The sequence below is a fragment of the Mycobacterium sp. Panama NTM2 genome, assembly GCF_054355555.1.
The window spans coordinates 1,997,185-2,017,051 of record NZ_CM135953.1 but is presented as its reverse complement, the minus strand read 5'-3'; the positions used below and the strand labels follow the sequence as shown (position 1 = coordinate 2,017,051).

General features: G+C 68.3%; 16 protein-coding genes. 3 read left to right on the top strand and 13 right to left on the bottom strand.

Annotation, left to right across the window (positions count from 1 at the left end; all coding sequences use genetic code 11):
• Positions 1–65: 65 nt before the first annotated feature.
• The 10 genes from ACXYX3_RS09545 to ACXYX3_RS09500 all read right to left on the bottom strand — a co-directional run bounded on the left by ACXYX3_RS09545 (position 66) and on the right by ACXYX3_RS09500 (position 10,605).
• A complete protein-coding gene (locus ACXYX3_RS09545; RefSeq protein WP_458611528.1) occupies positions 66–2,531 on the bottom strand; it encodes a GcvT family protein in 2,466 nt (821 codons plus the stop codon).
• 1 nt (position 2,532) lies between these two features.
• The gene (locus ACXYX3_RS09540) at positions 2,533–3,474 is read right to left on the bottom strand and encodes a phosphotransferase (RefSeq protein ID WP_241204173.1); all 942 of its coding nucleotides are present in this window, start codon (positions 3,472–3,474) and stop codon (positions 2,533–2,535) included.
• Between the two features lie 47 nt (positions 3,475–3,521).
• Positions 3,522–4,304, bottom strand: coding sequence for a GntR family transcriptional regulator (locus tag ACXYX3_RS09535; RefSeq protein ID WP_458611527.1), 783 nt, complete (start codon positions 4,302–4,304; stop codon positions 3,522–3,524).
• Complete coding sequence (locus ACXYX3_RS09530; protein WP_241204171.1) at positions 4,301–4,621, bottom strand: ArsR/SmtB family transcription factor; 321 nt, start codon at positions 4,619–4,621, stop codon at positions 4,301–4,303. The genes ACXYX3_RS09535 and ACXYX3_RS09530 overlap by 4 nt, the downstream gene beginning before the upstream one ends.
• A 49-nt stretch (positions 4,622–4,670) precedes the next feature.
• The gene (locus ACXYX3_RS09525) at positions 4,671–5,531 is read right to left on the bottom strand and encodes a class I SAM-dependent methyltransferase (RefSeq protein ID WP_458611526.1); all 861 of its coding nucleotides are present in this window, start codon (positions 5,529–5,531) and stop codon (positions 4,671–4,673) included.
• A 68-nt stretch (positions 5,532–5,599) separates the two neighbouring features.
• Positions 5,600–6,322 (bottom strand): FadR/GntR family transcriptional regulator, encoded by a 723-nt coding sequence (locus tag ACXYX3_RS09520; protein ID WP_241204169.1) that lies wholly within the window; start codon positions 6,320–6,322, stop codon positions 5,600–5,602.
• Between the two features lie 18 nt (positions 6,323–6,340).
• Entirely contained in the window at positions 6,341–7,117 is a 777-nt protein-coding gene (locus tag ACXYX3_RS09515; protein WP_241204221.1) for a 3-oxoacyl-ACP reductase, read from the bottom strand.
• Positions 7,114–8,484 (bottom strand): aldehyde dehydrogenase family protein, encoded by a 1,371-nt coding sequence (locus tag ACXYX3_RS09510; RefSeq protein ID WP_241204168.1) that lies wholly within the window; start codon positions 8,482–8,484, stop codon positions 7,114–7,116. The genes ACXYX3_RS09515 and ACXYX3_RS09510 overlap by 4 nt, the downstream gene beginning before the upstream one ends.
• Before the next feature lie 11 nt (positions 8,485–8,495).
• Positions 8,496–9,254 carry a gamma-glutamyl-gamma-aminobutyrate hydrolase family protein gene (locus tag ACXYX3_RS09505; protein ID WP_458611525.1) on the bottom strand — a complete coding sequence of 253 codons (759 nt, stop codon included), beginning with the start codon at positions 9,252–9,254 and terminating at the stop codon, positions 8,496–8,498.
• Positions 9,241–10,605 (bottom strand): glutamine synthetase family protein, encoded by a 1,365-nt coding sequence (locus ACXYX3_RS09500; RefSeq protein WP_241204166.1) that lies wholly within the window; start codon positions 10,603–10,605, stop codon positions 9,241–9,243. The genes ACXYX3_RS09505 and ACXYX3_RS09500 overlap by 14 nt, the downstream gene beginning before the upstream one ends.
• Before the next feature lie 163 nt (positions 10,606–10,768).
• Between ACXYX3_RS09500 and ACXYX3_RS09495 the strand changes: the two genes are divergently transcribed.
• The 3 genes from ACXYX3_RS09495 (at position 10,769) to ngg (ending at position 16,069) form a co-directional block, all read left to right on the top strand.
• A complete protein-coding gene (locus ACXYX3_RS09495; protein ID WP_241204165.1) occupies positions 10,769–12,337 on the top strand; it encodes an amino acid permease in 1,569 nt (522 codons plus the stop codon).
• 151 nt (positions 12,338–12,488) lie between these two features.
• Complete coding sequence (locus ACXYX3_RS09490) at positions 12,489–14,294, top strand: N-acetylglutaminylglutamine amidotransferase (protein WP_241204164.1); 1,806 nt, start codon at positions 12,489–12,491, stop codon at positions 14,292–14,294.
• A complete protein-coding gene (gene ngg / locus ACXYX3_RS09485) occupies positions 14,291–16,069 on the top strand; it encodes an N-acetylglutaminylglutamine synthetase (RefSeq protein ID WP_458611524.1) in 1,779 nt (592 codons plus the stop codon). Before ACXYX3_RS09490 ends, ngg begins: the two co-directional genes overlap by 4 nt.
• 13 nt (positions 16,070–16,082) lie before the next feature.
• Here the strand turns inward: ngg and ACXYX3_RS09480 are convergent, their stop codons facing one another.
• Genes ACXYX3_RS09480 through ACXYX3_RS09470 form a run of 3 tightly spaced genes read right to left on the bottom strand, consistent with a single transcriptional unit; the run spans position 16,083 to position 19,867 of the window.
• Positions 16,083–17,822, bottom strand: a complete 1,740-nt coding sequence (locus ACXYX3_RS09480; RefSeq protein ID WP_458611523.1) for a dihydroxy-acid dehydratase — start codon at positions 17,820–17,822, stop codon at positions 16,083–16,085.
• Complete coding sequence (locus ACXYX3_RS09475) at positions 17,819–19,543, bottom strand: phytoene desaturase family protein (protein ID WP_458611522.1); 1,725 nt, start codon at positions 19,541–19,543, stop codon at positions 17,819–17,821. Before ACXYX3_RS09475 ends, ACXYX3_RS09480 begins: the two co-directional genes overlap by 4 nt.
• Complete coding sequence (locus tag ACXYX3_RS09470) at positions 19,544–19,867, bottom strand: hypothetical protein (RefSeq protein WP_458611521.1); 324 nt, start codon at positions 19,865–19,867, stop codon at positions 19,544–19,546.

The following is a 19,867-nucleotide window of genomic DNA, read 5'->3' as shown; positions in this document are numbered from 1 at the left end:
CATCTGTCTAGCTGATCAGATGAGCAGGCCTTTGCGCTCGACGACCTGCCCGGACGGGCAGGTGATCACCCCCGGATGCGGTCCCCGGCGGGATCGTGCAGCGGCCGCAGCGACACCGAGACCGGGTAGCGCCGGGAACCGACGCTGATCTCGTAGTCACCGGCGCGTACCCAGTCGGCATCGACGACGGACCCGTCCGCCGCGCGCAGGTACGCCAGCCCCACGCACGCACCGGTCGTCTCGCCCCATGCCGCCGAGGTGGCCTGCCCGGCGACCACCCCGTCGCGCAGGATGAGCTCGCCACCCCACAGCATCGGTTCGTCGGACTCCACACGGAAGCCGGCCAGTTTGCGCGTCGGACCGCGGCGGCGCGCCTCTTCCACGGCGGCCCGACCCAGGAAGTCGATGTCGGTGCCCAGCTTGCAGGCGAACAGCAAGCCCGCCTCGACGGGGTTCTCGCTGGGCGACAGTTCCCGGCCGAAGGCGCGGTATCCCTTTTCCAGACGGAGCGACTCGAGGGCGTAGTACCCACCTCGCGCGACCTCGACGTCGGCGCCGACCCTCATCAGGTCCTCGTAGACACCGACGGCGAACTCCGCCGGCACGTACAGCTCCCAGCCGAGCTCGCCGACGTAGGTGATGCGGGTGGCGCGCACGGTCGCATACCCCAGCGACAGCGTGCGGCTGGTCCCGAAGACGAACGCGGCGTCGGACAGGTCGGCGTCGGTGAGCTGTGCGAGCAGCTCGCGCGAGCGCGGACCCATGACACCGAAGACCGCGTAGGCCGACGTGACGTCGACGATGTGCGCGTCGGTGACCGTATCGGGCAGGTTCCTGCGCACGTGGTCCTTGTCGCGCTCCGTGCTGGCCGCACCGCTGACGACGAGGAACTCCTCGGCGCCGGTGCGGGTCACCGTGACGTCGGCCTCGTAGGTGCCGCGCGCGTTGAGCATGCCGGTGTAGACGGCCCTGCCGATCGGCACGCCGACATCGGCGGTGCACAGCCACTGCAGCGCAGCCTCTGCGTCACGGCCGACGACGAGGTACTTCGAGAACGACGTCTGGTCGAACACCGTCACCGCATTGCGGGTGCTGCGCTGCTCGGCGGCCGACCAGGCCAGCCAATTCGGCATGCCCCAGGTGTATTCGATCACCGGCGCCTGCCCGTCCGAGGCGAAGAAATTGGCCCGCTCCCAGCCCATCTTGCTGCCGAAGTTCGCTCCGGCAGCTTCAAGAAGGTGGTGTACCGGGGATCGCCGGAACGGGCGGGCCGTCGTCATCTCCCGGTTGGGCCAGGGGATCTCGTAGTGGATGCCGAGGACCTCGGCGACCCGGTCGTGCAGCCAGCGGTTGTTGCCGTTGAACGAGGCGAAACGGCGGATGTCGACGCCGGTGAGATCGGTGGTCGGGCTGCCCTCGACGATCCACTCCGCGAGTGCGCGACCGGCGCCGCCCGCGGTCGCGATGCCGACGGAATTGAAGCCGGCTCCGACGAAGAAGTTCCGGCACTGCGGCGCTTCCCCGAGGATGAACTGGTTGTCGGGGGTGAAGCTCTCGGGCCCGTTGTAGAACTTCTTGATGCCGGTGGTCTCGAGCGCCGGGATGCGCAGCAGCGCACTGTTCATCAGGATCTCGAAGTGCTCCCAGTCTTCGTCGAGGAGCTGGAACTCGAACGGGTACGGGATCGCATCGGGCGACACCCACGGTTTGGCCTCGGGTTCGAACCCGCCGATGACCAGACCACCGACCTCCTCCTTGAAGTACGTGTAGCCGTCCGGGTCACGCAGGATCGGCAGGTCGGGGTGCACCCCCGCGATCGGTTCGGAGACGACGTAGAAGTGCTCGGCCGAGTGCAGCGGCACATCGGCGCCGACCATCGCCGCCACCTGTTTGGCCCACTGCCCCGCACAGTTGACGACGATCTCGGCCTCGACGTCACCGGCGTCGGTGCGCACCCCGGTCACCGCGCCGTCGGCGGTCGTCACGTCGAGCACCCGGGTCTTCTCCACGATCCGGGCACCGCGCATCCGCGCTCCCTTGGCCAACGCGAAGGTCAGGTCGGTGGGATTGGCCTTGCCGTCGGCGGGCAGCCAGATCGCACCGACCAGGTCATCGGTCCGCATGACCGGGTAGCGCTCGGCGGCCTCCACGGGAGACAGGAGCTGACAGTCGAGATCGAATGCCGCCGCATTGGCTGCGGTGCGGCGCAGCTGCTCCATCCGGTTATCGGTGCGCGCCACCGTCACGCCTCCGCACTGCTTGTAGCCGGCGGACAGGCCCGTTTCGGCCTCGAGCTCGGCGTACAGCGCCGTGGAGTACTGCACGAGGCGCGTCATCCCCTCCGAGGCGCGCAGTTGCCCCACCAAACCCGCTGCGTGCCAGGTGGTTCCGCTGGAGAGCTGACCCTGTTCGATCAGCACCACGTCGGTCAGGCCCAGCTTCGTCAGGTGGTAGGCCACGCTGGTGCCGATCACTCCCCCGCCGATGATCACGGCGCGGGCGCGCGCGGGCAGGGACTTCGCGGAGGTCATGTCATCCTCGTGGGTCGTCGGCTGCTACCTGGTCGAGCAGCTCGTGATAGCCGGGACTGCAGAACTCGGCGACGGCCGCCTCATAGCGCTCCATCGCCCACTCCCAGAAGTCGAATTCGATTGCACTGGAGCCACTTTGAATGCACCCCCACAGCGTCCAACCGTACTTGGCGACGATTCCCTGCAGGTGGGCTCGCGCCGTCTTCGCCGGTCGCGGACTGCCGTAGTACTCGGTGACGAGCTCATCGAGCTGATCGAGAGACAGCCCGCATTCGCTCCAGATGTTGCCCAATTCGAAGCACGGGTCGTTGTTGCCCGAGTACTCGTAGTCGATCAGATGGATCCGGTCGCCGCACTCGATGAAGTTGCCGGCCAGCAGGTCGTTGTTGCACGGCACCAGCGTGTCCGCCCCGGCCGAGCCGGCGGCGAGGACCCGCCGCGCAGCAGCGAACGCCTCGGCGTGGTCGTGGTAGCCGGCGGGGATCGCGAACCCGTGCCTTCCGATGATCGCGAGGTAGGCCGGCTGCCGTTCGAACATGTCGAACCGGTTGACGAAGCGAGGCCCCTCATGCAGCGCGCGAACCGCGCGCGCCGCCTTGGCGATGACGCCGGGGCGTTGGAAATCGTTGTTGCACAGGGTTTTTCCGTCGATGTACCCGAGGAGGAGGACACCGAGGTCGGCCCGGTAGTCGAGCACCGGTGCGCCTACCCCGGCGCGGTGGGCGGCCACACTGTTGGCGTGCTCGCAGTCGCGGTCGATGTCGAGCAGATTGCCGGTGGTGTCGACACAGCGCGCCACGTAGATACCGTCGGCCGTGGTGATCTTGACGTTGCGATTGGTCAGGCCCCCGGAGAGGTCTTCGATCGTCCGCGCCCGGCCGGCCAGCACCGGAAGCTGCTCGAGCAGCCAGTCCAGGTGATCGTCGGACAGCGGTGACGACATCGCTTCACTCTACGACGTGACGATGCAAAGGTCTAGACCTAAGCAGGTCAGGTGGTATCGGCGCGCGACCTGACCCGGATCGTGGTGCGGTCCGAGCGGTGGAAATCGCGGGAGTACTCGACCGCAACACCGTTGTCGGCGAACGATGTTCGCACGATGAGCAGCAGCGGGCTGGCCGGTTCCACGCCCAGGATCGTGGCCTGCTCCGGCGTCGCCGACGTCGCCTCGATACGTTCGTCGGCCGACGACGGCCCGTGACCGTACCGGCGCATCAGCGCGTACAGCGAGCCGTCCAGATCGTGGCCCGGCAGGTCGGGGAACACTGCGGCGGGCAGATAGGCCTCCTCGTAGACGATCGGCTCACCGTTGGCCGTGCGGGCCCGCAGGATCTGGTGGACCTCATCGGTTCGGCGCAGTCCCAGTGCCCGACTCACGTCCGGCTGCGGCGGACCCGTGTGCACACCCAGCACCAGAGCACCGGGTTCGACCTCGATGCGGCGCATCTGCTCGGTGAAGCCGGGCAGGCTCGCGTGGTCGAATTCGATGCGCGGCGAGGTGACGAAGTTGCCACCGAAGCGGCCGCGGCGGCGGTCGATCAAGCCCTTGCTCTCAACAGCACCGAGCGCCTGACGCAACGTCATCCGACTACATCCGAGCGCGGTGGCGATCTCCACCTCCGGCGGCAGCTTGTCCCCGGGCACCAACCGTCCCGACGCGATCAGCCCCTGCAGCCAGGCCGCGATGCGCGCGTGCACCGGCCCGTCGTTCTTGCCGCCGAGCACCGGCCCCGGCGCCAGCGGCGGCTGGTCGATGCTCAGGACGCGCGTCACCCGTGCCTGGCCCCGATCCAGTGCAGCAGATCGTGCACGGTCTCGTCGTCGAGCCGATACCGCACCGATCTCCCGACGCGCTCGTTGCTCACCCACCCCTGCTGACGAAGCACGCGAAGCGCTTGCGACACCGCGTTCTCCGAGCGCTTCAGGGCGGCGGCCAGATCGCTGACGACGATCCCCGGCGATCGGTGCAGGCACAGCAGGATCTCGAGGCGGTGCGGATCGGACACCAGATCGAAGCGCTGCGCCCACCCCGCCGTGTCGACCTCGGCCAGCGCCGACGATGCGCGTTCGACGAGTTCGGCATCCTCCACACGTGCAATCTAGCGTCCTGGACACCCCCGGTGGCCGACATCCACGCCCTCAGCGCTTCGTCGCGGTGACGAGCAGGTACTCCGCGTCGTAGGCGGTGCGGCCGGCCTCGTCACTGCGATTCCACGCCGTCAGGAACTCCAGGAAGTCGCGGTCGAGGGCGTCCACGCGCTCGGGGTGCTCGCTGGTGAACCGGTATGCCGCGATGGTCGGGCCGTAGTTGCGCTTCCAGTACTCCCGGAACTCCAGCGGTGACGAGCAGTGGTCCATCCGCACGCTGCGCCGCCGCATCGACAGATCGGTGACACGATCACCGAACAGGGCGCGGACGTGGTCTTCACTGCCCCACAGGGGCGGCGGGCCGGCCCCGGGCGGGGGCGGTGGCGCGTACGGTTTCAACGTCGCGAACAGGTGCCCGATGAAGCCCTCGGGTGTCCAATTGATCAGGCCGATCCGGCCGCCGGGGCGCACCACACGAATCAGTTCGTCGGCAGTCGCCTGATGATGGGGCGCGAACATCGCACCGACACAGGACATCACGATGTCGAAGCTGTCGTCGGCGAACGGTAGCGCCTCGGCGTCGGCTTCCACCCACTCGACTGTCACGCCGCGCTCGCCCGCGATACGCCGGCCCTCCTCGAACAGCTCCGGTGTCAGGTCGCCGGCGGTGACGATGGCGCCTGTCGCCGCCGCCGGGATCGCGGCGTTGCCGGAGCCGGCGGCGACGTCGAGCACCCGGTCGCCGGCGGCCACGCCGCAGGCCGCGACGAGCTCGGCACCCAGCGTGGGGATGATGTCCGCGGCGACGGCGGGATAGTCGCCGGAGGCCCACAGCGCGCGGTGTCTGGCCTTGAGAGCCGGGTCGTCCGCCACGGCGTCGCGGTCTGTGCCTCTGTTCGTCTCATCGGCCATCTCGCCCTACCTCCGTGCCGATGGTTTCACCTCCCCGCTGGCCGTAGGTGGTTTCGGCGCTCTTGGGCTCAGTCCAAGAAGCCGTGCAGCAGGGCCGCCGACCCCCAGACATGGGCCGCCATCGTCTGCGCGGCAGTGTCGACGTCACCGGCGAGGATCGCCGCGACGATCGCCTCGTGCTGCTCGTCGGAGTGAGCGATGTTGCGTGCCAGTAGCGGAATGCAGTCGAGGAGTTCGTTGAGCCGCATCCGGTTCTGCGCCACCAACGGCACCAGCGACGGCACGCCGGCCGCCTCGGCGATCGCGAGGTGCAGCCGTGAGTCGAGCCGCCGGTAGTCGGCGGGATCGGCGCCGCGCACGTCGATCAGCCTGCCGCGCAACGCCTCTCGCTCGGCCGCGCCCAGTCTGCGCTCGGCGGCCATGCGTGCCGCGCCGACTTCGAGGATCTCGCGCAACCGCAGCGCGTCGTCGATGTCGGCGCGGCGCAGTTCTACGTCCTCGGTGTGCGGCGCCGGCAACTCGTCAGCGAGAAATGTGCCGCCGTAGCGGCCGCGGCGCGACACCAGGTACCCCGCGTCGGCCAGGGATTTGATCGCCTCCCGGACGGTGTCGCGGCTGACGCCGAGCCGGGCGGCGAGCTCGCGCTCCGGGGGCAGCGACTGCCCCGGCGCCAGCACGCCCAGCCGGATCGTCTGCAGCAGGCGCTCCACCGTGTTCTCGAACGCGTTGAGGGGCCGCACCGGGCGCAGCAGCGCTGCGCCCGGGTCGGAGTCGTCCGCATCGGCCGTCATCGGGTGCCCTCTAGGGCATCACAGCGGGGTGACGTAGTGGCCGCTGATCCCGCCGTCGACGAGGAACGACGACGCGGTGATGAACGAGGCGTCGTCACTGGCGAGGAACGCCACCGCCGCGGCCAGTTCCTCGGGCTCGGCGAAGCGGCCGACGGGCACGTGCACGAGACGGCGTGCCGCCCGCTCGGGATCCTTGGCGAACAGCTCCTGCAGCAGCGGGGTGTTCACCGGTCCGGGGCACAGCGCATTGACCCGGATTCCCTGCCGGGCGTACTGCACCCCGAGCTCGCGCGACATCGCCAGCACCCCGCCCTTGGACGCGGTGTAGGAGATCTGCGATGTCGCCGAGCCCATCACCGCGACGAATGACGCCGTGTTGATGATCGAGCCCTTCTGCGCCGGAACCATGTGTCGCAGTGCGGCTTTGCAACAGAAGAACACCGACTTGAGGTTGATGTCCTGCACCCGCTGCCAGGCATCGATACCGGTGTTCTCGATCAGGTCGTCCTCGGGCGGGCTGATGCCCGCGTTGTTGAACGCGATGTCGACTCCGCCGTGCACCTCGAACGCCGTGTCGAAGAGCTTGTCCACCGCCACCTGGTCGGACACGTCGACCTGCACGAATGTCACGTTCATGTCGTTGGCCACGCTGCGGCCGGTGGCCTCGTCGAGATCGCCGATGACGATGATGGCACCCTCGGCCTGCATGCGTTTGGCCGTCGCCAGGCCGATGCCGCTGGCACCGCCGGTGATGACGGCGACCTTGCCCGCCAGACGCTGGGACAGATCCATCAGTGCTCCTCCTGAACAGCGATAAAGACGTTCTTGGTTTCGGTGAACGACAGGGGGGCGTCCGGCCCGAGCTCACGGCCCAGCCCGGATTGCTTGAAGCCGCCGAACGGCGTGCTGTAACGCACCGACGAGTGCGAGTTGACCGACAGGTTGCCCGATTCCACCGCGCGGGACACGCGCAGTGCCCGCGACAGATTCTCGGTCCAGATCGACCCGGACAGCCCGTAGGGACTGTCGTTGGCGAGGGTGATGGCGTCGGCCTCGTCGTCGAAGGGCAGGACGGTCACGACGGGGCCGAAGATCTCCTCTGTGACCGTGCGGTCGTCGCGTGTTGGTGTGAGAACCGTTGGCGGGAACCAGTATCCGGGGCCCGACGGGGCGTCGCCGCGGAACGCCACCGGTGCGTCGTCGGGTACGTAACCGGCCACCGACTCCCAGTGCTTCTTCGACACCAGCGGACCCATCTCGGTGCCCTCGGCACGGGGATCGCCCACGACGACACCCTTGACGGCGGGCTCGAGCAGCTCCATGAAGCGATCGAACACACTGCGCTGGACCAGGATCCGGCTGCGGGCGCAGCAGTCCTGACCCGAGTTGTCGAAGACGCCGTAGGGCGCGGTCGCCGCCGCGCGCTCGAGGTCGCAGTCGTCGAACACGATGTTCGCGCTCTTGCCGCCCAGTTCCAGCGTGACGCGCTTGACCTGGCGGGCCGCACCGGCCATCACCCGGGTACCGACCTCGGTGGATCCGGTGAACACGATCTTGCGCACGTCGGGATGGCTGACGAAGCGCTCCCCCACCACCGATCCGCGTCCCGGCAGCACCTGGAACAGATCCGCGGGCAGCCCCGCCTCCAGCGCGAGTTCACCGAGCCGGATCGTGGTGAGCGGCGTCCACTCGGCGGGCTTGACCAGCACCGCGTTCCCGGCCGCGAGGGCTGGGGCGAATCCCCACGACGCGATCGTCATCGGGAAGTTCCACGGCGTGATCACCCCGACCACGCCCAGCGGTTCGTTGAACGTGACGTCGAGTCCACCGGCGACGGGAATCTGCTTGCCGGACAACCGTTCCGGGCTGGCCGAGTAGTACTGCAGCACATCGCGGACGTGCCCTGCCTCCCATCGGGCGTTGCCGATGGGATGACCGGAGTTGGCGACCTCGAGCTGCGCCAACTCCTCGACGTGGGCGTCGACCACAGCGGCAAACGCCCGTAGCGCGGCCGCCCGCTCCGCCGGGGGCAGCTTCGCCCACGTCCGCTGCGCCGCGCCGGCCCGGGCCACCGCCTCGTCGACGCCGGCCTCGTCGGTGTGGGTGACGGTGCGCAGCACCTCCTCGGTGGCCGGGTTGATCACGTCACTGGTCTGGCTCATACGCTCACTTTCTAGGCTTTCTTGGCTGCATGGTCTGCGGCGGCGCCGACCAGGCCCCCGAACAGGCGCAGATCGTCCAGCCGCTCTTCCGGGTGCCACTGCACCGCGACCAGCCACCGGTCGGGATGGCGGCGCGGGTCCACCTCGATCGCCTCGATCACGCCGTCGGCGTCCGATGCGCTGACGATCAGGCCGTCACCGAGCCGGTCGATGGCCTGGTGGTGGTAGCACTGCGCTTCCGTGCTGGGACCGACGAGCGCGGCGACCTGGGTGCCGGGGACGGTGGTGATCGTCGATGTCGAGAACACCGCGTTGCCCTGCTGGTGCCGGGGGTGGCCGAGCACATCGGGCAGGTGCTGGTGCAGCGAGCCGCCGAGCGCGACGTTGAGCACCTGGGCCCCGCGGCAGATCCCCAGCACCGGCACGCCGCGGCGCAGGGCCGCATGCAGCAGGGCCAGCTCGAACGCGTCGCGGGTGCGGCTGTCCTCGGTCGGCTCGTCGGTGGCCGGGTGCCGGGTGCTGCCGTAGACCGCGGGGTCGACGTCGCGCCCGCCGGTGATGATCAATCCGTCCAGGCCGTCGAGAATGCGGTCGGCGATCGCATCGTCGACCGGTTGTGGCGGGAGCAGCGTCGAGATGCCGCCGGCGAGCCCGACGCCCTCGAAGTAGATGGCGGGCAGAAAGCTCGCCCGGACATCCCACACGCCGGTCTGAGCCTGCTGCAGATACGTGGTCAGCCCGATGACCGGCCTGACCTCAGAGGCGTTCAAAGCCGCGCACCCTTTCCCAATCGGTCACCGCGGCGTTGAAGGCCTTCAGCTCGACGCGCGCATAGTTCAGGTAGTGGTCGACGACGTCGTCGCCGAACGCCTCGCGGGCGATCGTCGAGTTGTCGAACAGCTCGACGGCCTCGGCGAGCGTCGTGGGTAGCCGTTCGGCGCCGCTGGTGTAAGCGTTGCCCTCCAACGGATCCGGCAGCTCGAGCTCGTTCTCGATGCCGTACAGGCCGCCGGCGATCAGAGCCGACACCGCCAGGTACTGGTTGACGTCACCGCCGGGCGCCCTGTTCTCCATCCGCATGCCGGCGCCGTGGCCGACCACGCGCAGCGCGCAGGTGCGGTTGTCGAATCCCCACGCGATCGCCGTCGGCGCGAAGCTGCCTTCGGCGAAGCGCTTGTAGGAGTTGATGTTCGGCGCGTAGCACAGGCTCAGCTCCCGCATCGTGGCGAGCTGGCCGGCGATGAAGCTGCGGAACAGCGGCGTCATCCCGTCCGCGGCGTCGGAGTCGGCGAACACGGCACCACCATCGTCGCCGCGCAGCGAGATGTGGATGTGGCAGCTGTTGCCCTCGCGCTCGTCGAACTTGGCCATGAACGTCAGGCTCTTGCCGTGCTGGTCGGCGATCTCCTTGGCGCCGTTGCGGTAGATCGTGTGGTTGTCGCAGGTGGACCGGGCGTGGTCGTAGCGGAAGCCGATCTCCTGCTGGCCCAGGTTGCACTCCCCTTTGACGCCCTCGCAGTACATGCCGGCGCCGTCCATGCCGAGCCGGATGTCGCGCAGCAGCGGTTCCATCCGCGTCGACGCGAGCATCGCGTAGTCGATGTTGTAGTCGGTGGCAGGAGTGAGGCCCTTGTAGCCGGCGGCCCAGGCGTCGCGGAAGGTGTCGTCGAACACCATGAACTCGAGTTCTGTGGCGGCGTAGGGCACCAGGCCGCGCTCGGCGAGGCGGTCGATCTGCCGGTTGAGGATGCTGCGCGGCGCCTGGGTGACCGGCCGGCCGTCGGTCCAGGACAGGTCGGCCATGACCAGCGCCGTGCCCGGCTGCCACGGGATCACGCGCAAGGTGTCGAAGTCCGGGGTCATCACCATGTCGCCGTAGCCGGTCTCCCAGCTCGAGATGGCATACCCGTCGACGGTGTTGTTGTCGACGTCGACGGCCAGCAGATAGTTGCAGCACTCGGCGCCGTGCTCGGCCACATCGTCGGCGAACAGCCGCGCCGAGATGCGTTTCCCGGTCAGCCGGCCCTGCATGTCGCAGAACGCGACGATCACGGTGTCGATCTCCCCCGCCTCGACCAACGCGTCCAACTCTGATCGCGACAGCATGCCTCGTGTGCCCATCGGTGTCCTTACGTTCGTCGCGCCCTCGTGTCCCACCGCGCTTCTCGCGCCCGAACACAGTCGCACAAAACTGCCTTCAAAGGTAGGACACCAGACCAATGGCGATCTATTGTCATGCTCGGCGCCGCCGCCGCGCCGATTCCCACACACAGGAGGTCCTGGAGTGCCTGAGGGTCATGAATATCTGAGCGACGACGAACGACATCTCGCCAAGCTCGGCTACGTCCAGGAACTGCAGCGTTCCTGGTCCGGTTTCTCCAACTTCGCGATCTCCTTCTCGATCATCTCGATCCTGGCCGGCTGCTTCACCTCGTTCGGGCTGGGCTGGAACAATGGTGGGCCCGCGTCGATCGCGTGGGGTTGGCCGGTGGTCGCGGTGTTCATCCTGCTCATCGGCTTGTGCATGTCCGAGCTGGTGTCGGCGTTCCCGACCTCCGGCGGGATCTACTGGTGGGCGGCCCGTCTCGGCGGCCCGAAAGCGGGCTTCTACACCGGCTGGCTCAATCTGATCGGCCTGATCGCGATCCTCGCCTCGGTCGCCTACGGGAGCGCGACGTTCCTGGACCTGACGATCTCGACGTTCAGCGAGAGCTGGGCGGCCGGTTACAGCCTGACCCGCGTGTTCGTGATGTTCCTGGTGATCCTCGTCGCCGTCGCGGTGATCAACATCTTCTCCTCGCACCTACTGGCCGTCATCAACAACATCTCGGTGTGGTGGCACGTGGCCGGCGCGATCGCGGTGGTCGCGATCCTGTGGCTGCTGCCGGAACGGCACGCGAGCCTCTCCGACGTCTTCGCCACGACGGTGAACAACACCGGGATGTTCGACGGCGACAAGGGCATCGGCTGGCTGCTGTTCGTACTGCCCATCGCGGCGATCCTCACGCAGTACACGATCACCGGATACGACGCGTCGGCACACCTGTCCGAGGAGACGCACAGCGCGGCCGACGCCGCCGCCAAGGGCATCTGGCGGTCGATCTTCTACTCGGCCATCGGCGGCTGGATCCTGCTGCTGAGCTTCCTGTTCGCGGTGCAGGACGTCGACGAGGTGACCGCGGGCGGCGGCCTGGTGCAGGTGATCTTCGCCCAGGCGCTCGACTCCAAGTGGATGGGCATCGTCCTGCTCATCTCGTGTGCGGGACAGCTCTTCTGCACCACCGCCTGCCAGACCAGCGCCTCCCGCATGCTCTTCGCGTTCAGCCGCGATCGCGCGGTGCCCGGCCATCAGCTGTGGGCCAAGATCAACGCCAAGCGCGTGCCCGCCAACGCGGTACTCGTCACCGCGGTGCTGGCTGCGGTCATCACACTGCCCGCCCTGGTCCCGGTCGACGTCAACGGCGCGCCCGCCCCCATCGCGTTCTACGCGGTGGTGTCGATCGGCGTCGTCGGCCTGTACCTGTGCTTCGCGGTGCCCATCTACTACCGCTGGAAGATGGGCGACGCGTTCGAGGTCGGGTCCTGGAACCTGCGCGGTCACCACCGCTGGATGGCGCCGTTGGCGCTGATCGAAATCATCGTCACCTCGATCATCGCGATGTTCCCCACCTCGATCGGCGGCGTGCCGTGGGGCGGCAGCTTCGAGTGGAAGTTCGTCAACTACACGCCGATCCTCGTCGGCGGCGTCCTCCTGCTGCTCTTCATCTACTGGCACGCCTCGGTGAAGAACTGGTTCACCGGGCCGGTCCGGCAGATCGACGAGACGGGTGGCCAGCTCGAAGGCGTCTCCTGAACCCCGCGCTCCCTGTGACGCGGATCTCGATCTTGATCGGTGAAACGGCGTTTGACCCGCTGACGCGCGGGTAAACCCTCACATCGCCGCGCGCCGGAGCGTGGCCGCATCGCCTGAACGAGGAACGCCGACACGGAGTAGGGTCGAACACGTGTGTGGAGCCACCGGCGAGGTACGCCTCGACGGAACCAACCCAGATGTCCGCGCTGTCACCGCGATGGCCGAGGTCATGGTCCCGCGAGGTCCCGACGCCGCAGGCGTCTGGGCGCAGGGCCGGGTCGCGCTCGGTCATCGCCGACTGAAGATCATCGACCTCACCGAAGCGGGCGCGCAGCCGATGGTCGACAGCGAGCTCGGGCTGTCGATCGCCTGGAACGGCTGCATCTACAACTACGAGAGCCTGCGCGACGAACTGGCCGGCCACGGATACCGGTTCTACTCCCACAGCGACACCGAGGTGCTGATCAAGGCCTATCACCACTGGGGAGACCGGTTCGTCGACCGCCTCAAGGGCATGTTCGCGTTCGCGATCGCCGAACGCGACAGCGGGCGGGTGCTGCTGGGCCGCGACCGGCTCGGGATCAAACCTCTCTATCTGTCGGAGACGGCCCACCGGATCCGGTTCGCCTCCTCACTGCCCGCGCTGCTGGCCGGCGGCGACGTCGACACCCGCATCGACCCGATCGCGCTGCACCACTACATGACGTTCCACTCGGTGGTGCCCTCGCCCCGCACCATCCTGCGCGGGGTCACCAAACTCCCGCCGGCCACGCTGATGGCGATCGAACCGGACGGCACCCGCACCACCACCACGTACTGGGAACCCGACTTCAGCCGCCGCGACGATCGCGCCGATTGGTCCGAGAAGGACTGGGAGGACGCGGTTCTCGAGTCGCTGCGGGCCGCGGTCAAGCGTCGACTGGTCGCCGACGTGCCCGTCGGCTGCCTGCTCTCCGGCGGCGTGGACTCGAGCCTCATCGTGGGCCTGCTCGCCGAAGCCGGTCAGCAGGGCCTCGCGACGTTCTCGATCGGTTTCGAATCGGTCAACGGCGTCGCCGGCGACGAGTTCAAATACAGCGACATCATCGCCCAGCGCTTCGGCACCGACCACCACCAGATCCGCATCGACACCGCCCGCATGCTGCCCGCACTCGACGGCGCGATCGGCGCGATGAGCGAACCGATGGTCAGCCACGACTGCGTGGCGTTCTACCTGCTCAGTCAGGAAGTGGCCAAGCACGTGAAGGTGGTGCAGTCCGGGCAGGGCGCCGACGAGGTCTTCGCCGGCTACCACTGGTATCCGCCGATGGGGGAACCTGCCGCCGCCTCACTGGAGGGCTCGGTGGCGAGCTACCGCGGCGCGTTCTTCGATCGGGACCGCGCCGGCTACGCAGAGCTGGTGTCCGCGGCCTACCTCGCCGACGGCGACCCGAGCGAGCAGTTCGTCACCGAGCACTTCGCGCGCGCCGGCGCCGCGACGGGTGTGGACCGCGCGCTGCGTCTGGACACCACCGTGATGCTGGTCGACGACCCGGTCAAGCGGGTCGACAACATGACGATGGCCTGGGGGTTGGAAGGACGCGTGCCTTTCCTCGACCACGACCTGGTGGAGCTGGCCGCCACCTGTCCGCCACAGCTCAAGACCGCCCACGAGGGTAAGGGCGTCCTGAAACAGGCTGCCCGCCAAGTCATTCCGTCCGAGGTCATCGACCGCCCGAAGGGTTACTTCCCGGTGCCGGCGCTGACTCACCTGGAGGGTCCCTACCTGGATCTGGTGCGCGATGCGCTCTACGCACCCGCAGCCAAGGAGCGTGGCCTGTTCCGGCCCGAGGCGGTCGAACGTCTCCTGGCCGACCCCAACGGCAGACTGACCCCGCTGCGCGGCAACGAACTGTGGCAGATCTCCCTTCTCGAACTATGGCTGCAGAAGCACGGGATCAACGGACCGGCCGCATGACCAGCGTCGACAAGGCGGATCCGGCCGGGGAGCATTCCGAGGCCATCACGCTCGCGCTACACGAAGCGTCCCCGCCCGACATGGTCGACGCGATGGCCGACGACGTGGTGCTCGAACTGGGTTGGGGCCGGCTGATCTTCGGACAGACATTCAGCGATCCCGCCCGGCTGGCCGATGTGCTTCGGGCGGAGGCGCACGGCCGGCGAGACATCTGCATCTATGCGCGGGAACCTCACGTGCTGGTGTCGAAAGCACCTGCGGAATTGTTCATCGATCCCAGCCACACCTACCGTCTGCGTTTCTCCGACGCGGAGGACGACGGGCCTGCGCCCACCGGTTTCCGCGTGCGGACGTTGGAGAGCCGCGACGACGCCGACGAGATCAACCGGGTGTACGTGCGATGCGGCATGGTGCCCGCCCCCACCGACGTCATCTGGGCCAACCATCAAGACCAGGAGTCGGTCGACTACCTGGTCGCGGTCAGCGACGAAGACGGCAGCGTGCTGGGCACCGTCACCGGCGTCGACCACGCTGTCTTGTTCGCCGACCCCGAGGACGGGTCCAGCCTGTGGACCTTGGCGGTCGACCCGGCGGCAACGCTCCCCGGCGTCGGCGCGGCACTCACCCGCGCGCTCGCCTCGCTGTACCGCGATCGCGGGCGGGCCTACATGGACTTGTCGGTCACCCACGACAACAACGCCGCGATCGCGCTGTACGAGAAGCTCGGCTTCAGCCGGGTCCCGGTGATGGCGGTCAAACGCAAGAACGCCATCAACGAGCCGTTGTTCACCCATCCGCCGGAGACGGTCGACGACCTGAACCCGTATGCCCGCATCATCGCCGACGAGGCGATGCGCCGCGGCATCTGGGTCGAGGTGCTCGATGCCGAGGCCGGTGAGATGCGACTGTCGCACGGCGGGCGCAGCGTCGTCACCCGGGAGTCGTTGTCGGAGTACACCTCTGCGGTGGCGATGAGCCGCTGCGACGACAAGCGACTGACCAGAAGAATCGTGTCGGACGCCGGGATCTCCGTGCCGAAGGGCCGCCTCGCGACGTTCGACGCCGCCGACCACGAATTCCTCGCCGAGGTCGGCGACGTGGTGGTGAAGCCGACGCGCGGTGAGCAGGGTAAGGGCATCACCGTGGGGGTCGACGGGGACGAGGAACTGGACGCCGCGTTGGCCCGGGCGCGCGAGCAGCATCCCGAGGTGCTGATCGAGCAGCGTGCCGAGGGTGACGATCTGCGGCTGGTCGTCATCGACAAGAAGGTGGTCGCGGCGGCGCTGAGGCTGCCGGCCGAGGTGACGGGCACCGGTAAGCACACCATCCGCGAACTGATCGAGACGCAGAGCCGTAGGCGCGCTGCCGCCACCGGCGGCGAGTCCCGGATTCCGATGGACGTCGTCACCGAGACCACGGTCCGGGAGGCCGGATACTCCTTCGACGACGTACTGGCCGAAGGTGAGCGGCTGCGGGTGCGGCGCACCGCGAACCTGCACCAGGGCGGCACCATCCACGACGTGACCGCGACCGTGCACCCGGAACTGTGCCGGGTCGCCGTCGCGGCGGCCGAGGCGATCGGTATCCCCGTCACCGGCATCGATCTGCTCGTACCCGACGTGACCCGCTCGGACTACGTGTTCATCGAGGCCAACGAGCGGCCGGGGCTGGCCAATCACGAACCCCAGCCCACCGCAGCAGCATTCGTCGACTTCCTGTTCCCGGGTCAGCCCGGCCTACCACAGGCGTGGACGCCGGACGAGGCGGAGCGCTAGCCGCCGGTGCGCGTCACCAGCCGCCCACCCAACCGTCGAAGACGGCGTCCGGCTCGGCGTCTAGATCGACGGAGCGGCCCACCAGGAAGTCGAAATCGCAGCCGCGGTCGGCTTGCAGCACCCGGTCGACGTACATCGCCGCGTAACCGCGCCGATGCCGAACCGGCGGCGTCGAGTCCAGGCCGGCGCGACGTTCGGCGAGATCCGCGTCGGTCAGCTCGACGTTCAGCAGACCAGCGTGCGCGTCGAGAGTGATGATGTCGCCGTCGCGGACCAGCCCCAGCGGACCGCCGGCCGCCGACTCCGGGCTGACGTGCAACACGCAGGTGCCGTACGCGGTTCCACTCATCCGGGCGTCGGAGATCCGCACCATGTCCGTGACACCTTGGCGGAGCAATTTGCTCGGGATCGGCAGCTGACCCCATTCGGGCATACCCGGACCGCCGCGCGGCCCTGCATTGCGCAGCACCAGCACCGAGTCCGCGGTCACCTCGAGGTCGGGATCGTCGAAGCGCGCCAACATGTCCCGCATGGTCTCGAACACCACCGCAGGGCCGCGGTGGACCAGCAGCTCGGGGCTCGCGGCCGCGCACTTGATCACCGCACCGTTCGGGGCGAGGTTGCCACGCACGACGGCAAGGCCCTGGGGCGGCTGGAACGGCCGGTCCAGCGAGGTGATCACCGCGGTGTCGGCGGCCGGCTGGGCGGGCAGGTTGTCGGCGACCGTCTTGCCGGTCACGGTCAACACGTCGGTGTGCAACAACGACTCCAGCGACTTCATCACCGCCGGGATGCCGCCCGCGTGGAAGACCTGTTCCACGAGGTGCTCGCCCGCCGGTCGCACGTTCACCAGCAAGGGTGTGCGCGCCGACAATTCGTGGAAGCGGTCCAGCGTCAGCGCCACCCCGGCCCGCCCGGCGATCGCCAGCAGGTGCACGATCGCGTTGGTCGAGCCGCCGACCGCCAACATCACCGTGATGGCGTTGTCGAAAGCTTCCGCGGTGAGGACATGCGACGGGCGCACGCCCTCGGTGGCCAGCCCGACAGCTCGCGCGCCCACCTCCTCGGCCACCTGCATCCGCCGCGAGTCCATCGCCGGCACCGCCGCGGTGCCCGGCAGGGTCATGCCGAGCCCTTCGACGATGGTGGCCATCGTCGATGCCGTGCCCATCTCCGGGCAGTGGCCGCGCGACGGACCGGCGGCCGCCTCCAACCGCTCGTAGTCGGTCATCGACATCCGTCCCGCCCGGACGTCGTCGATGTACTCCCACAGGTCGGTTCCCACGCCGAGCTGCCTGCCCTCGAACACTGCGGGCGCGGCGGGCCCGCCGGTCAGCGCGATGGCCGGCACGTCAGCGCTCGCCGCACCCATCAGCTGAGCGGGCACGGTTTTGTCGCATCCGCCCAGCAACACCACCGCGTCGAAGGGATAGGCCCGGATCGATTCTTCGACGTCCATCGCCATCAGGTTGCGGAACAGCATCGTGGTCGGCTTCATCAGCTGCTCGCCGAGTGACATCGTCGGGAACTCGAGAGGGAAGCCGCCGGCCGCGAGCACCCCGCGCCGGACCGAATCGGCGAGACCGCGAAAGTGCATGTTGCAGTTGACGACTTCAGACCACGAATTGCAGATCCCGACGATCGGCCTGCCTTCGAACGCCATCCGGGAGAATCCCGATGCGCGCATCGCCGACCGGTGGACGAAGCCCGGGACGTTCTGGCCGGCGAACCATTTGGCGCTGCGCAGAGTCATCGGACGCGTGCGGCGTACGCGGTGATCTTGCGCAGCGCGGGTTGACGCGCGGCCCGGTATCCCACCCAGCGGCCCGGCCGCGTGGACATCAGCGTGCCCACCATCCGTTGCTGCCAGGGCACCCGGGCTCCGCCGACCGGGGCCCGGCCCGTGGCGATCGGGACACCAGCGGCGTCGGCGAGCGCCACCTTGGCCGCGTTGTGGCCGTTGGCGCCCATCACCCCGCCGCCCGGGTGCGTGCCCGAGCCGCATAGGTAGTAATTTCGCACCGGCGTCCGGTAATTCGCGAGCTCAGGCAACGGACGCGCACCGAACAGCTGATCCAGCATCATCGACCCGTGGAAGATGTTGCCGTCGGTGATCAGGTACTCGTTGTCGAGGTCGTCGGGGGTGATGATGACCCGATCGAGGATGTGGTCGCGAAGGTTCGGCGCATAGGTGAACAGATCCTCGAGCACCAGGTCGGCCCACTTCTCCTTCTCCGCGGCCCACGTGGTGCCGGTGAGTTCGGACGGCAGCTGCTGGATGCCGAGTGTCATGGTGTGCAGCCCCGCCGGTGCCAGTGAATCGTCGGTGACCGACTGGGTGACGGCCTCGATGACGAAGGTGCTCGGGAACGTGCCGCGTCGCTGCGCCTCGTAGGCCTCCTCGAAGGCTTCCCGGCTGGGACCGAGCAGCTGATGCCCGTGGTGTTGCGGGCCCTCGGAAGCGTCGGGGAACGGAAGGTACTGCGGCAGTTCGTCGATCAGCAGGTGGATTCGGGCCATGGACCCGCGGGTGTCGATGTTCTCGACGTCTCGCACCAACCGCGACGGAAGCACGCCGGGTTCGAGAAGCTTCAGCAGCGAGCGTTTCGGGTCGGCGTTGGAGAACACCTGCGAAGCCGTCACGGTCGACCCGTCGGCCAGCCGCACCCCGGTGGCCACCCCGCGTTCGACGATGATCGTGTCGACCGGGGCGGAGGTCCGTATCGTCGCGCCGTGCGCGCGTGCCCCCGCCGCGAGAGCCTCGCTGATCGCGCCCATGCCACCCCGGGCGAGGCCGAACTGCCCGAAATTGCCGTTGAACTCGCCCCAGGAGTGGTGCCCGTAGGTGTAGGCGGTGCCGGGTGTCGAGGGACCGCCGAAGATGGACACCATCCCGAAGAACGTCAGCATGCTCTTGAGGCGTTCGTCCTCGAAGTACCGGTCCAGCAGGTCGCGCACCGACAGCAGGGTGAACTCGTCGAACAGCGTCTGCTCCCCCGCGGCTTCGAACGCGGCGAGCACCTCGGAGCGCTCTGGCGGGGACTGGAGCAGATACGGGGTGACCAGTCCCGCGAACCGTTGTAGCCGCACCCCGAAGTCGAGGAACGCCTGGGCGTCCTTCTTGTTGATCTTCTCGAGCTCGCGCAGCGTGCGGTCGGTCTCCTTCCACATCGTGAAGCACGTACCGTCACGGAACAGGCTGTACGACAGCGCATCTCCTTGATACAGGTCCAGACCGTACTTGGCCAGTTCCAGCTCGGCGATGATCTCCGGGCGCAGCAGACCAGCGATGAACGCACACGACGACCATTTCGAGCCCGGGATCAGTTCTTCGGTGACGCAGGCGCCGCCGACGATCTCGCGGGCTTCCAGTACCAGGACGCGCTTGCCGGCGCGGGCCAGGTAGTTCGCGGTGACCAGTCCGTTGTGGCCCGCGCCGATGATCACGGCGTCGTAGTCGGTTGTGGTGGACATCTAATGCTCCTGCGGTTGTGCGGGTCGAGTGAGGACGGTGGTGACGCTGCTCGTCTCGACGAGTTCGTCGAACCGCGCCAGCACGGGTTTGAGTTCGGGTGCGTCGGCGAGAAGCTGTTGCCACCCGGGCCACGACGTCACCGTCATGACCTCGATGACATCGGCGCCGTCGGGTTCGGCGTCATCGACGAGGTAGACGTCGAAGGAGAGCACCACGTCGAAGGCGAGACAGACGGGGCGGTCGAGTTCGGCGGAGAACCGCTCGAAGTCGGCCAGTGTCACGCCGGGGCGCAAGCGGAACATGTTGATCGCACTGACCGCCAT

Coding starts and splice junctions, on each gene's coding strand:
- ACXYX3_RS09545 (WP_458611528.1), bottom strand. CDS start 2,531: ATGACCTCCGCGAAGTCCCTGCCCGCGCGCGCCCGCGCCGTGATCATC.
- ACXYX3_RS09540 (WP_241204173.1), bottom strand. CDS start 3,474: ATGTCGTCACCGCTGTCCGACGATCACCTGGACTGGCTGCTCGAGCAG.
- ACXYX3_RS09525 (WP_458611526.1), bottom strand. CDS start 5,531: ATGGCCGATGAGACGAACAGAGGCACAGACCGCGACGCCGTGGCGGAC.
- ACXYX3_RS09520 (WP_241204169.1), bottom strand. CDS start 6,322: ATGACGGCCGATGCGGACGACTCCGACCCGGGCGCAGCGCTGCTGCGC.
- ACXYX3_RS09510 (WP_241204168.1), bottom strand. CDS start 8,484: ATGAGCCAGACCAGTGACGTGATCAACCCGGCCACCGAGGAGGTGCTG.
- ACXYX3_RS09500 (WP_241204166.1), bottom strand. CDS start 10,605: ATGGGCACACGAGGCATGCTGTCGCGATCAGAGTTGGACGCGTTGGTC.
- ngg (WP_458611524.1), top strand. CDS start 14,291: ATGACCAGCGTCGACAAGGCGGATCCGGCCGGGGAGCATTCCGAGGCC.
- ACXYX3_RS09480 (WP_458611523.1), bottom strand. CDS start 17,822: ATGACTCTGCGCAGCGCCAAATGGTTCGCCGGCCAGAACGTCCCGGGC.
- ACXYX3_RS09475 (WP_458611522.1), bottom strand. CDS start 19,543: ATGTCCACCACAACCGACTACGACGCCGTGATCATCGGCGCGGGCCAC.
- ACXYX3_RS09470 (WP_458611521.1), bottom strand. CDS start 19,867: ATGGCGGTCAGTGCGATCAACATGTTCCGCTTGCGCCCCGGCGTGACA.